General features: G+C 59.4%; 12 protein-coding genes. All 12 read left to right on the plus strand.

Annotated features, from left to right (window positions below):
* Positions 1 to 6: 6 nt before the first annotated feature.
* The gene (tagH, locus tag F0319_RS07825; RefSeq protein WP_149366610.1) at positions 7 to 1,770 is read left to right on the plus strand and encodes a type VI secretion system-associated FHA domain protein TagH; all 1,764 of its coding nucleotides are present in this window, start codon (positions 7 to 9) and stop codon (positions 1,768 to 1,770) included.
* The gene (locus F0319_RS07830) at positions 1,767 to 2,564 is read left to right on the plus strand and encodes a PP2C family protein-serine/threonine phosphatase (RefSeq protein ID WP_014884226.1); all 798 of its coding nucleotides are present in this window, start codon (positions 1,767 to 1,769) and stop codon (positions 2,562 to 2,564) included. Before tagH ends, F0319_RS07830 begins: the two co-directional genes overlap by 4 nt.
* Before the next feature lie 16 nt (positions 2,565 to 2,580).
* Positions 2,581 to 3,579, plus strand: coding sequence for a hypothetical protein (locus tag F0319_RS07835; protein WP_149366611.1), 999 nt, complete (start codon positions 2,581 to 2,583; stop codon positions 3,577 to 3,579).
* A gap of 9 nt (positions 3,580 to 3,588) precedes the next feature.
* Positions 3,589 to 4,401 (plus strand): type VI secretion system accessory protein TagJ, encoded by an 813-nt coding sequence (locus F0319_RS07840; protein ID WP_149366612.1) that lies wholly within the window; start codon positions 3,589 to 3,591, stop codon positions 4,399 to 4,401.
* A complete protein-coding gene (tssE, locus tag F0319_RS07845) occupies positions 4,394 to 4,957 on the plus strand; it encodes a type VI secretion system baseplate subunit TssE (RefSeq protein WP_111964760.1) in 564 nt (187 codons plus the stop codon). The genes F0319_RS07840 and tssE overlap by 8 nt, the downstream gene beginning before the upstream one ends.
* Positions 4,958 to 4,959: 2 nt before the next feature.
* Complete coding sequence (gene tssF, locus F0319_RS07850; protein ID WP_149366613.1) at positions 4,960 to 6,831, plus strand: type VI secretion system baseplate subunit TssF; 1,872 nt, start codon at positions 4,960 to 4,962, stop codon at positions 6,829 to 6,831.
* A complete protein-coding gene (gene tssG / locus F0319_RS07855; RefSeq protein WP_149366614.1) occupies positions 6,828 to 7,871 on the plus strand; it encodes a type VI secretion system baseplate subunit TssG in 1,044 nt (347 codons plus the stop codon). Before tssF ends, tssG begins: the two co-directional genes overlap by 4 nt.
* A gap of 38 nt (positions 7,872 to 7,909) precedes the next feature.
* The gene (gene tssH, locus F0319_RS07860) at positions 7,910 to 10,525 is read left to right on the plus strand and encodes a type VI secretion system ATPase TssH (RefSeq protein ID WP_149366615.1); all 2,616 of its coding nucleotides are present in this window, start codon (positions 7,910 to 7,912) and stop codon (positions 10,523 to 10,525) included.
* Positions 10,526 to 10,549: 24 nt separating this feature from the next.
* Positions 10,550 to 11,968, plus strand: coding sequence for a serine/threonine protein kinase (locus F0319_RS07865; RefSeq protein WP_149366616.1), 1,419 nt, complete (start codon positions 10,550 to 10,552; stop codon positions 11,966 to 11,968).
* Positions 11,969 to 11,988: 20 nt separating this feature from the next.
* Positions 11,989 to 12,792: a DUF8093 domain-containing protein gene (locus tag F0319_RS07870; protein WP_045404277.1), complete on the plus strand. Its 804-nt coding sequence runs from the start codon at positions 11,989 to 11,991 to the stop codon at positions 12,790 to 12,792.
* Positions 12,776 to 13,228, plus strand: a complete 453-nt coding sequence (locus tag F0319_RS07875) for a hypothetical protein (protein ID WP_045404275.1) — start codon at positions 12,776 to 12,778, stop codon at positions 13,226 to 13,228. Before F0319_RS07870 ends, F0319_RS07875 begins: the two co-directional genes overlap by 17 nt.
* Before the next feature lie 71 nt (positions 13,229 to 13,299).
* Positions 13,300 to 13,555 (plus strand): contractile injection system protein, VgrG/Pvc8 family (locus F0319_RS07880; protein ID WP_240168085.1); only part of this gene is annotated, 256 nt, incomplete at its 3' end.

Raw genomic sequence — 13,555 nt, forward strand, 5'->3', positions numbered from 1 at the left:
TACGCCATGCGATTCACGATTATTTCTACAAAACCCGGTCATCAGCCGCCGCAAAGCAGCTGTGATTTTTACGCCCCGGGCGGCACCATTGGGCGCGGTACGGATAACAATCTGGTATTGCCGGATAATGACCGCACTATCTCTCGTCTGCAGGCCATTGTTCACGTTGATGCCCAGGGCGAATGCCGCGTGACCAACCGTGGCAGCGTCACCCGCGTGGTATTAAATGACATTCCGCTGGAGCGAGGGCGTCAGGTTGAGCTGCAGGATGGCGACATTCTCGGTATTGATGACTACCGTATCGAAGTCACCGAACTGATCCACGATACGCAGCCCGTGAGCCGCATGGCGGCCAGCATGCATCAGCAGGCGCGTCCGGCAGCCGCGTCCGCGCCCGCTCCGCAACCGAAACCGGCGAGTGTCGCACCGCGCGGGAAGGCCGAGCCGACCGCCGTGCCAACGGAAATCTGGGATAGCCTGATGCAGGAGTTCTCCATTTCCGACAGCATCTCCAGCAACCGTACAAAACCGCAGCCAGCTGCATCGCACGATCCATTCTCCCAGCCAGCGGCCCCGGAGCGTAACGCTGAAGATCCGCTGGCGATGTTCAACGACAGCGATCCAAAACTTGAGCGTAAGAACGTTGACCCGGACACGCTGTTCAGCGACGAAGCGTTGTTCAAGAAAGAGAGTATTTTTGACGACGTTACCCCGTCAACGCTGGTGCCGCCGGGCGAGAATAGCCCCGCTAAGCCAGAAGACGAGGCGACGGATGAGCTCGATCCGCTGGCCCTGTTTGGCGGCAAGGCCAGCGCGCCAGCCGCGCGTAATGACGACCCGCTCGGGCTGATGGGCGGCGCGCCGTTAACCCATCCGGATGACATAGTCGCCGAAAAGCCTGCGCCAGTGCCGGAGCCTGAGCAGGAAGAGGACGTGCTGGCCGATTCTCCGCTGTTCGCCCCTGAGCCGCAGGAAGAACCGCGCGCTGAAGAAGAGCCCGCGCGACCGGATTACGCAGGCTTCACCATGCCTACGCCGCAGGCCGTTGCGCGCAGCAGCGCCCAGGCCCCTAAGGGCCGTCTGCGCATCGACCCGGTCAATAACGCCGCCGCCCCAGCCGCCACGGCAAACAGCGGTGAGAAGGGCGAAGTGCTGCAGGGCGAGCTTCTGGAGGCGCTGCTGGAAGGCATGGGCCTGAGCGAAATGCAGCCCGTTCCGCAGTTTGACCGTGAAAATATGCGTCAGCTCGGGCAAATCCTCGGTATGTTCTCTCAGGGAACGGTGGCGCTGCTCTCCTCGCGCTCCATCCTCAAGCGCGGCGTAAAAGCCGATATGACCATGGTGCTGGACGATGCCAACAACCCGTTCAAGCTGTTGCCGACCGGCAAAACCGTGCTGATCCAGATGTTCGGCACCCCGATGCCGGGCTTTATGCCGCCGACCAAATCCGTGCGCGATGCGCTGATCGATCTGCAGGCGCACCAGCTGGGCATGATCTCCGGTATCCGCGCCATTATCGCGGCAATGCTGCAGTCCTTTAACCCGGAGCAGCTGGAAGAGCAGGCGAAGCAGAACGGCATGACCTCGCGTCTGGCGCTGCCGGGCAGCCGCAAAGCCGCCCTGTGGGACTATTTTGTTCGCAGCTATGGCGAGACGGCGGGCGAGATTGAGGATGACTTCCACACCCTGTTCGGCGAGGCCTTCCTTCATGCGTATGACATGGAGGTGAATCAGTACAAAGACTCACAGAGCGGATCGGAAGACAAATGAATATCGCAACGGCTTCTCTCTCCCGCCAGGGGACGCGCGCCAGCAACCAGGATCAGACGGGAGAAACCATAGGGGAACGTTCAGCCTGCTTTGTCGTCTGCGACGGCATCGCGGGCCTGCCGGGCGGTGAGGTAGCTGCAGAGCTGGCACGCAACAGCATTATCTCCCGCTTCGATGGCGACAAACATCTTAATGCGCAGCACATCCGCGACTACGTGCAGACGGCGAACCGCACGATCCTCAGCGAGCAGCAGGCCGTGCAGGATTATCGCCGGATGGGCACGACGCTGGTCAGTCTGTTCATTGACCGTGATTACGGTCTGGCCTACTGGGCGCATGCTGGAGACAGCCGCCTGTACCTGTTCCGCCGGGGATGGCTGTGGCATGTGACCACCGACCACAGCCTGGTGCAGCAGATGAAAGATGCCGGACACCAGACCGACAACCTGAACAGCAACCTGCTCTATCTTGCGCTGGGGATTGAAAACGGCGGGCCGGAAGCGAGCTACAGCGACGTGGTGCAGGTTGAAGACGGCGATGCATTCTTACTCTGCACCGACGGGTTCTGGCACGGCGTCAGTGAAGAGCAAATGAAGCAGTCGCTGCATATGGTCAATACGCCGCAGGAGTGGCTGACCTTAATGAACCAAATCATTCAAAAGAATGGTGAACAGGAAGGGAATGCTCAGGATAACTATACTGCCCTGGCGGTATGGATGGGCAACCCTCAGGACACCACTTTGCTGCACACCCTCTCTGACGCAGCACAATTTCTTCCCTGCGGAACTGATTAGACACACAAGGAACGATATGAAACTTTGGCTATCGGGTTTGGCACTTCTGGCGGTCACCTCCACCGCGCAGGCTGAGAATTTCCGCATCGTGCAGTCTCCTGCACAGAAGCTGGATATCTGGATCGACAACATTAAAGACAACACGCCGCAAAGCTGGTGTAAGCCTGAGGTGGCGCTGCGCATTGTGGCGAACGGCAAGAAAGACGTCTCCGTTCTGGAGAACTTTGTGCCGCGTCTTGGCTCACTGCTGGAGCACCAGTGCAGCAAAGTGAATAAACTCAGCTGGACGCTCAACGATCCGGCCGGTACCACGCTGGCGCAGGGTACCGCAGGCAAAGCGCAGGACTGGGCGCTGGTGGTGAAACAGGAGCAGGCCACGCCTGCCGCAACCGTCACCGCTGCCACAGCCAGCGGCACGTTATTGCCCCCAGATCAAAATGTGGCTTCCCGCACCGTTCCCGCCGACCGTACGCCGTGGCAGGAGTTTACGCTTCAGGACGGTTGCCACCTGCGCACCTTCTGGGAAGGGGGCGCCTCTGCTCCGGCGCTCTTTATTCCGGATTCTGACACCACCCGCTGCGGCAACGGCAGCTGGCTGAGCGGACACACCGTAGTTTCGCAGTCCCGCAACGGCGGACAGAAAGAGATGGCGGTGACGTACATCCACGGTTTCCCGGTGACCGGCCTAAATCAAAGCGCCGACCCGGAAAACGCGCTGATCACCTCCGTCAACAAAGAGCGCATGGTATTCAGCACCCCAAACAGCGACCAGAGCTGGATGATCCTGCCTTACGATAACAGCCTGAACAGCTGGAAGAGCAACGGCACCGTAGCGGTGGAGATTTCCCGTGAAATCGCCAGCGATGACGCAAAACTGCAGGCGCGTATCGCGGCGGTGAAAAAAACGTGGAGCGCCTGGGTCGCACCGGGTACTCCGCTGAATATCGTTCTGATTGACACCCTGCGTCCTCAACTGCGCGATCCGGCCGTCGGCGCATGGCGCGCGGCGAATTAAGGAATGGCTATGAATACGCTTTATCAACACCTGGCGGGCGAGTCGCTCAACGATGCGCTGGCGCGTCTGGAAGCTGAAATCAAAGCCCGTCCGGCGGATGCCGACCTTCGCGCTGCGTTTGTGCAGTTTTTAACCCTCAGCGGCAACTGGACGCGGGCTCTTACCCAGCTGAAAAGCTGGCTGGCGCTGAAGCCTCAGGCGAAACCTACCGTCACGCTGCTGGAGCAGTCCATTCAGGGCGAGCTGCAGCGCGCGCAGGTAATGGCGGGACAGGCGCGACCGGCCATGCCTGAAACCCAGTGGCCGTGGCTGACTACCCTTGCCGCGGCGCTGAGCGAGGACGGCGAGCGCGCGCATGCGCTGCGTCTTGAAGCCCTTGAACAGGCGCAGGCCACTGCGGGTCACATCACCCTCGAAAACGAGGAGACGCAGGCTTTTGACTGGCTGATGGACGGCGATGCCCGTCTCGGCCCGGTCTGCGAAACCATAGTGAATGGCCGCTATTTCTGGCTGCCGTTTAACGCTATCACGGAGATCCGTTTCCAGGCGCCTGCCAGCGTCACCGATCTGGTCTGGCGTCACGCGCTGGTGCGCCTGACCGACGGTACGGAGCAGGTGTGTCAGATCCTGGCGCGTTATCCTTTTGCTGCCGATGCCGCTGATGCGGTCAAATTAGGCCGCACCACCGAATGGCAGGCGCTCGACGAAGACGGTACCCTTTACGAAGGCAGGGGCCAGAAAGCCTGGCTGAGCGAGCAAAGCGAAAGCCCGCTGCTGTCCTTGAGCCTCGTGACGTTTGCGACGGATGGAGCCGATGAGTAATCCCGCTGGCGAAGGCGATCTGCTGCGCAGCGGCTGGCAAGCCCGCAGCAAGCAGGAGAAGGTGGGGGCGCGCGACAAAATGCAGCCCTCGCTGCTCGATCGCCTCACCGATGACGACCCGGAAAAAAAGCGCGAGTCGGCCAACAGCAATCTGATCACCCATGCCGCCCTGCGCCGCAACGTCCTGCGCGACCTGCAGTGGCTGTTTAACACCATCAACCACGATGCCTCCGGCGATTTGAGCGCCTTGCCGCACGTGAACCGCTCGGTGGTCAACTTCGGCGTCGCGCCGCTGGCCGGGAAAAGAATGTCGGACATCGAATGGCACGATATTCAGCGCAAGCTCACCGAGGCCATCATTAATTTTGAGCCGCGCATTTTGCCGCAGGGGCTGCAGGTTCGCTGCGTGTCGGATACCTCCTCGCTGGATCTGCACAACGTGCTCTCCATCGAGATCAAAGGGCGTTTATGGTGCGTGCCGTACCCGCTGGAGTTTCTGTTTCGTACCGATGTCGATCTGGAAAACGGCCATTTTGAACTGAAGGATGCGGGGTAATCATGGAAAGTAAACTGCTCGAATATTACAACCGCGAGCTGGCCTATCTGCGCGAAATGGGGGCCGAGTTTGCCGAACGCTACCCAAAAGTCGCCGGACGGCTGGGCATGCGCGGCATCGAAGTGGCGGACCCGTATACCGAACGTCTGATGGAGGGCTTCGCCTTCCTGACTTCCCGCGTGCAGATGAAAATGGACGCGGAGTTTCCGCGCTTCTCCCAGCGTCTGCTGGAGATGATCGCGCCTAACTATCTCGCGCCCACGCCGTCGATGGCGATTGCGGAGATTGAGCCCGACAGCAGCCGGGGCGACCTGAGCAAAGGCTTTATTGTCCCGCGTGGCACCATGATGGACAGCCTGGCGCTGAAAAAAACCGGCGTGACCTGCAGCTATACCACGGCGCACGAGGTCAACCTGCTGCCGCTGAAAATCGATAAGGTTGAACTGGGCGGCGTCCCCGCCGATCTGCCGCTGGCGCAGCTGGGACTGAGCCAGCGGGGGATCGGCAGCGCCCTGCGGATCCGCATTGCCTGCGACGGCCCGCAAAACCTCGGGCACCTGGATTTCGACCGCCTGGAATTTTTCCTCGGCGGTCCGGACATTGAAGCGCTGAAGCTGCTGGAGCTGGTGATGGAGCACCACGCCGGGATCGTCTGTCAGACGGTCAGTCCGCAGCCGCAGCGACAGCTGCTGGCGTCAGATGCGCTGCGCCAGGAGGGCTTTGAGCCTGACCAGGCGCTGCTGCCGGACGATCTGCGCAACTTTGACGGCTATCGCCTGCTGCAGGAGTACTTTGCGTTTCCGGCCCGCTTCCGCTTCATCAGCCTGAGCGGTCTGAGCACGCTGATCCAGCGCTGTGAAGGCGAAAAAGCCTTCGACATCTTCATTCTGCTGGATAAGTCAGATGAACAGCTGGAGCGCGTGGTCGATGCCAGCCATCTGGCGCTGCACTGTACGCCGGTCATCAACCTGTTTCCAAAGGTCGCGGCGCGTCAGAAGCTGAATGAAGGCCAGCATGAATACCATCTGGTGGTCGATAACATTCGTCCGCTGGATTATGAAATTTACGCGGTCAAAAAAATTTATGGCAGCGCGGACGGCCAGCGCGATGACCAGACGTTTCGTCCATTCTGGAGCACCTGGAGCGGCGATGCGGGCAACTACGGGGCCTATTTTTCGCTGCGACGCGAGCAGCGCGTGCTGTCCGAGCACGCCCTGCGCTACGGCACCCGTACCGGCTATATCGGCTCGGAGGTGTTTGTTTCGCTGGTGGATGAACAGCATGCCCCCTGGCAGGAAAACCTGCGTTATATCTCTGCCGAGGTGCTCTGCACCAGCCGCGACCTGCCGCTGATGCTGCAGCAGGAGCTCGGGCAGTTTATTGTGGCGGACTCCATGCCGGTGAAATCCCTCACCCTGCGCAAAGGCCCGACGCCGCCGCGCCCGGCTCTGGCGGAAGGGTTCAGCACCTGGCGGCTTATCAGCCAGCTGCAGATGAACTACCTCAGCCTGATGGACAGCGAAAACGAAGAGGGGGCGGCCGCGCTGCGCCAGCTGTTAGGGCTTTATGCCAACCTGGCCGAAACGCCCGTTGCGCGTCAGGTGGAGGGGGTGCGCCACTGCGTGCTGGAGCCGGTTCACCGCCGCGTGCCTGAACCCGGCCCGGTCGTGTTCGCCCGCGGGATCGGCATTACCCTGACGGTGGATGAGCGAGCCTTTTCCGGCGCCAGCCCGTGGCTCTTTGGCAGCGTGATGGAGCGCCTCTTTGCCCGTCTGGTCTCTATCAACAGCTTCACCGAGTTCACCTTGAAAAGTCAGCAGCGCGGCGAGATTGGCTACTGGGCGCCGCGCATGGGTAAAAGGGCGTTGATATGAGTGACGCTGCCACTGCACCGCTGCGCGTGCATCGCCTGACGAAGCTGCCGGATGCGTTCTGGCACGGCGTCCGTGAGACGCCCTGGCGCTACGATCTGTTTCAGCTGTTAAGGCGCATTGATGCCCAGGGCGGCGAGCGCTACCCGCTGGGACGCGCGCCACTGCCGAAATTTGAACCGCTGCGCATCGGCCAGCAGCCGTCGATGAGCTTTGCGCCGTCGACGCTGGCCCACGTACGTCAGCGGGAAGAGAGCGGGCTGCACGAGGTGTCTATCCTCAGCTTCGGCCTGTTTGGCCCGAACGGCCCGCTCCCGGTCCATATGACCGAGTACGCCCGCGAGCGTATTTATCATCATCAGGACACCAGCCTCAGCGCGTTTGCCGATCTGTTCCATCACCGTCTTGCGCTGCTGTTTTACCGCGCCTGGGCGGATGCGCAGCCTACCGTCTCGCTGGACCGCGCTGATAACAAGCGCTTTGAGGGCTATCTGGCGTCGCTGATTGGCATGGGCCAGCCTGGGCAGATGAACAAAGGCAGCCTGAGCTCGCATGCCCGCTTTACCCACGCCGGGCACCTGACCCGTCACGGGCGGGATCCGGAGGGGCTGGAGAAGATCCTGCGCAGCTATTTTAAGGCGCCGGTCAAACTGGTCAGCAACGTGCCGCAGTGGATGCCGCTCTCCACGCGCGAGCAGGCGCAGCTGGGAGCAGGACGCCGCATGCCGCGCATGGGGGAATCGGCCTTTCTCGGCGTCGCCGTCCGCGACGTGCAGCACAAGTTTCGCATCGATATTGGCCCGCTGAGCGCGGAGGAATACAACCGCTTTTTGCCGGGTGAAGCGTGGGTCACCGAGCTGCGCGACTGGGTGCGTCAGTACGCTGGGGTAGAATTTGAATGGGAAACGCGGGTGATCCTGCGCGAAGACGCGGTGCAGGGCACCACGCTCGGCAGTCATGGGCGATTAGGCTATAACACCTGGCTGGGCATTCAGCCGCAGCCTGTCCCGCGCGGCGATCTGGTGTATCGCGCAGAGCGGTAATCCTTCCGTATACCGAATCATTGTTAATGGAAACTAACATGTCAGAAATTAGCCGTGCCGTGCTTTTCGGCAAACTGGATACGCTGTTATTTACCTCTCTGGAAAGCGCGACTGCGTTCTGCAAGCTGCGCGGCAACCCGTACGTGGAGCTGGTGCACTGGCTGCATCAGCTGATGCAGCAGCAGGATGGCGATCTGCAGCAGGTCATCCGCCACTTTGCCCTCGACGAACAGCAGCTGACGCGCGATATCGTGGCCGCGCTGGATGTCCTTCCGCGTGGCGCCAGTTCAGTTTCCGATCTCTCCGAGCATATCGACAGCGCCGTGGAGCGCGCCTGGGTCTTCGGCTCGCTGAAGTTTGGCGTCAGCCGTATTCGCGGCGGCCATTTGCTGATCGGCATGCTGAAAACCTGGAACCTGGCCAACGTGCTGAAAAGCATTTCGGCGCAGTTTACCCGCCTTAACGTCGAGGTGCTGATTGAGCAGTTCGATACCATCTGCGCCAACAGCAAAGAGACGCAGCAGGCCGCTGCCGCCGTCGACGCACCGGCGGGTGCGGTACCGGCTGCACAGGGGACGCTGGCCCAGTATGGCCAGGACCTGACCGCCCGCGCCCGGGACGGGAAGATTGACCCGGTTGTCGGGCGCGACGAGGAGATCCGCCAGATGGTGGATATCCTGATGCGTCGCCGTCAGAACAACCCGCTGCTGACCGGGGAAGCAGGGGTCGGCAAAACCGCCGTTGTTGAAGGGCTGGCGCTGCGCATCGCCGACGGCGACGTCCCGGAGCCGCTGCAAAATATTCAGCTGTGGCTGCTGGATATCGGCATGCTGCAGGCGGGCGCAGGCATGAAAGGCGAGTTTGAAGCCCGTCTGCAGGCGCTCATTAACGAAGTCCAGTCCAGCGCCACGCCGATTATTCTGTTTATCGATGAGATACACACCCTGATTGGCGCAGGCGGCCAGCAGGGGACCGGCGATGCGGCGAACCTGCTGAAGCCCGCGCTGGCTCGCGGCCAGCTGCGCACCATCGGCGCAACTACCTGGGCAGAATATAAAAAGTACATTGAGAAAGATCCGGCGCTGACCCGTCGTTTCCAGACGGTGCAGGTGCACGAGCCGGACGAAGCGAAAGCCATTCTGATGCTACGCAGCACCGTGTCGCCGCTGGAGACGCACCACCAGGTTCTGCTGCTCGACGAAGCGGTCAGCGCGGCGGTGAAGCTGTCGCATCGTTACATCCCGGCGCGTCAGCTGCCGGACAAAGCCGTTGCGCTGCTCGACACCGCCTGCGCCCGCGTCGCGGTCAGCCAGAGCGCGCCCCCTGCGCAGCTCGAAGACTGCCTGCGCCACCTTGCCGCGCTGGACGTGGAAATTGAGATTGCTGAACGCGAAGCGCGCGTGGGGGCCGGTGACGCCGAGCGCGTGACGACGTTACGCGCAGAACGCGACGCGTATGAAACAAAACGCGAAGCCCTGGCCCTGCGCTGGGAAGAAGAACGCAGCCTGGTGCAGGAAATTATTCGCCTGCGCGCGGCGCTGTTCGCGGCGGGTGATGAAGATAGCGCCGATCTGCGCAGCCAGCTGGCGGAGCAGCAGCAGGCGCTGAACGCCCTTCAGGGCGATGAACCGCTGCTGTTTGCAGCTGTGGATGAAAACGTGGTTGCCGCGGTGGTCTCCGACTGGACCGGGATCCCGCTGGGCCGGATGGTGAAAAACGAGATCGACGCGGTGCTAAACCTCGCCGACACGCTCAACCAGCGCGTTATCGGCCAGCGTCACGGTCTGGATCTGATTGCCCGCCGCGTGAAAACCTCGCGGGCTAAGCTGGACGATCCCAACAAACCGGTGGGCGTCTTTATGCTCTGCGGACCGTCCGGCGTCGGTAAAACCGAAACCGCGCTGGCGCTCGCCGAATCCCTGTACGGCGGCGAGCAGAACGTCATCACCATCAACATGAGTGAGTTCCAGGAAGCGCACACCGTTTCCACCTTAAAGGGTGCGCCTCCGGGGTACGTAGGGTATGGTGAAGGCGGCGTGTTGACCGAGGCCGTGCGCCGCCGCCCGTACAGCGTGGTGCTGCTGGACGAAATTGAAAAAGCGCACCCGGACGTCCACGAGATCTTCTTCCAGGTGTTTGATAAAGGTTGGATGGAAGACGGCGAGGGACGCCACATTGATTTCCGTAACACCATCATTATTCTGACCTCCAACGTCGGCACCGACCTCATTAGCGCCATGTGCGCCGATCCGGACCTGATGCCGGAGCCTGAGGCGTTAAGCGGCGCGCTGCGCCAGCCGCTGCTGGAGGTCTTCCCACCGGCGCTGCTGGGTCGCCTGCTGGTGGTGCCGTACTACCCGCTCAGCGACGAGATGCTGGGGCAGATTGTTCGCCTGCAGCTCAAGCGCATTCAGCGTCGCCTGGAAGAGAATCACAGCATTATTTCTGAGTTTGACGACAGCGTGGTGGAACAGATTGTTCAGCGCTGTACCGAGGTGGAGTCCGGGGGACGCATGGTGGACGCTATTCTGACCAACACCCTGCTGCCTCAGATGAGCCAGATCTTACTTACCGCCAGCCGCAGCGACGAGCAGTACCGACGTCTGCACGTCACCTGCGAGCAGGGCGAGTTTCACTGTCAGTTTGCCGCGTAATAATCATCAAGAGAACTGTAAAAGATGACGGATAATGATAACAATCGGACTGTCCCAAACGCGCTCCCGGTCGGGTACCGCTTCAACGAGTTTGAAATCAAAGAGGTGATCGGCGGCGGGGGTTTTGGCATCGTCTATCGCGCGTGGGATCACCAGCTCGAACGCACTATCGCTATCAAAGAATTTATGCCTTCCTCGCTCGCCGTGCGCGGCGACGACATGACCCTGGTACTGCGCAGCGAGCGTTTTGGCAAAGCGTTTTCCGCAGGCCTGAACAGCTTCATTCAGGAAGCCCGTCTGCTGGCGCGCTTTAACCACCCGAACCTGCTGCACGTCCTGCGCTTCTGGGTGCAAAACGACACGGCCTACATGGGGACGCTGTTTTACAGCGGCACCACGCTTTCGCGCCTGCGCGAACAAAAGCCGGAGCTGATTAACGAAGCCTGGATCCGCCGCACGCTGCCGATGCTGTTTGGCGCGATCAAGACTATCCACAACGAAGGCTACCTGCACCGCGACATCTCTCTGGATAACATTCAGATCCAGGATAACGGCCTGCCGGTGCTGCTTGATTTCGGCTCCGCGCGCCGCACCATCGGTAATCTCTCCGACGAAACGGAAACCATGCTGCGCCCGGGCTTTGCCCCGATTGAGCAGTACACCGACGACAACGAAAGCGAGCAGGGCCCGTGGACGGACATTTACGCCCTCGGCGCGGTGCTGCGTACGCTGATTGTGGGTTCTCCGCCGCCGGTCAGCGTGGTGCGCTCTATTCAGGATACCTGCAAACCGCTGGTGGAAATCATGCCGCAGGGCTATTCCATTCCGCTGCTGCAGGCCATCGACCGCGCGCTTGCGCTGCACATGGAAGACCGTCCGCAGTCAATCGACGAGTTCGCCGCGCTGATAGAGATGCCGGTCGCCGGTATCAACGACGTGCTGACGGCGAAAAAGCCCGGCACGATGCTGGTACCGGTGGAGGAGGAACAACCGGCTTCGCTACTCGACTGGCACCGCTACAAGATCCCGGGCTTGGTTGCCGCAGGCGTGCTGGTGGGCGTTGTCGCCGGGGCGATGCTGTTCAGCGGCGGTAACGATGCGCCTGAGCAGGCTGCACAGGGACCGGCCGAGACGCGTCCAACCGAAACCGCCGCGAACACGCCGGACGTGAAGCCGGAAACGGCGAAGGTGAGCGAGCAGGCGACGGCACAGCAGACGCCACCGCCTGTCGAGAGCCCTGTTGCGTTGGTCTATATCCGCATCCTCGACGGCGAAACGCTGAAAGTGAACGGCGAGCCAAAAGCGCTGCGTCCGGCGACCAACGGCTATGCATCGCTCAAGCTGCCGGCCGGTGAGGTGAAGATTGAACTGCAGGGCAACGGAAGAACGCGTGGCCAGACGCTGGATATCACCAGGCCGGGTACCTGGCTGGTGAATCCGTAGAAATATAAACAGGAGAAACTATGGAAGTGTACGATCTTCGAAGCCAGAGGCTTCATCCAAAGGAATTCGAAAAGATTGTCTCTCCTGTTTATGCGCGGAGCGACGTAGGACGTGAATTTGTTGTGGTGCGCGGTGCTTTAAATCCATTTCACAGCATTGATGGTTTAACGTTGCGACGTCGCTTCGAATTTAATCCTAATGCCGTGTTTGATCCTCTCTACGCACAAAATCTTAGTAAAATTGAACGGTTAATTGACTCAGGAGAAGTAGTTTTAACAGACCACCGTCAACGGACAAAAGCCATATATCCCTTTTTCATCTCTGAGTCAGGAGAGTTGTTTTGTGTAGATGAGAAGATGTACAGCTCAGCTTTCGTGAGTTACATCCTCGAACGTTACCGAAACAATGTCGCTCTATTTGGAAAACCAGCCCCAACGCGTGATTCATTTATTCCATCGACCGCTTACTACGGACCGGGTTACTGGAAAACTGTGGAAGATGATTATCATGGCACAAAAAATGTTGTGATCATGGCGATTAATCGCCTGACGAGCATGGGGGACGAGGGACGGGTGTTTGGATCGGACGGTAAAGATTACATGAATACGTCGCGCGATAAAATCCAGCGCTGGACAGCACTACCCGCAGACCTGGACGGAGTATCACGCGCGTTGATATCTGAAAAATCTGTAATTAGACGCTTCGGAGAACAACGATCCATTTATCAGAAATACCTTGAGAGCGATGATGCCTGGGCAGTAAGTGGTAAATCATGGCAATGGATACCTGGAGTCAGAGAAGAGGATTATGAATTTAAAAAGTAAATTATGGTATTTCTGGGGATGTATGGATGTACTGGCTATCTTGCTTTACGCTATAAATTCACTTCGCCAGGACAGGATCCCCTTCATTTCAGATATCATCGCGTTCACAGGGAACTCAGATGTCATTTCAGGAGGCGGTTACAGCTTTATCGTAACCCTCTTTTTTATATTTGATTTGCTTTTGTTGCTTTCTCTTTTTGCTTCGGCCTGGATGTTTTTTAAGAGAAAAAATGTTGCGATTAAGTTTGCCCTTATTCAGGAAGTCTTTCGTCTCATTTCATTCAGATGTTCGGTTTCTCTTTTCCCACTTCTGATAAGTGTGTTTGGTATTTCAAATGTGTGGGTGAATTTAGGGTTGTTTGTTATATCGGAGTTTCTGAAGATATATTCTCTCATTTACGTAATGGGCAAAAGAGAAAAAACTCATTCACTTTGATATATAAATGACGCTCATGCATAGATGCGAACCTCTTTTCTGAATCGCATAAGCAATATGGAATAAAGATTATGCTCAACCGAATTACCGTTCAGCTCCCGGTGGAGGGGCTTCTGTTCTGGAAACTGACGGGCCGCGAGGCGATGTCCGAGTCGTTTGCGCTCACGCTGACCGTGCTCGGCACGGACGCGCGCATTGACCGCAGCAAGCTGCTGGGCCAGCCGGTCACGGTGACCATCCCGACGCAGAACCTGCTGACGTCCCGCTATGTTAACGGCAAGATTACCCGGGTGGCGGTCAGCGCCGTTGAGCTGACGGGCACCCGCT

The organism is Enterobacter vonholyi (genome assembly GCF_008364555.1).
GTDB lineage: Bacteria > Pseudomonadota > Gammaproteobacteria > Enterobacterales > Enterobacteriaceae > Enterobacter > Enterobacter vonholyi.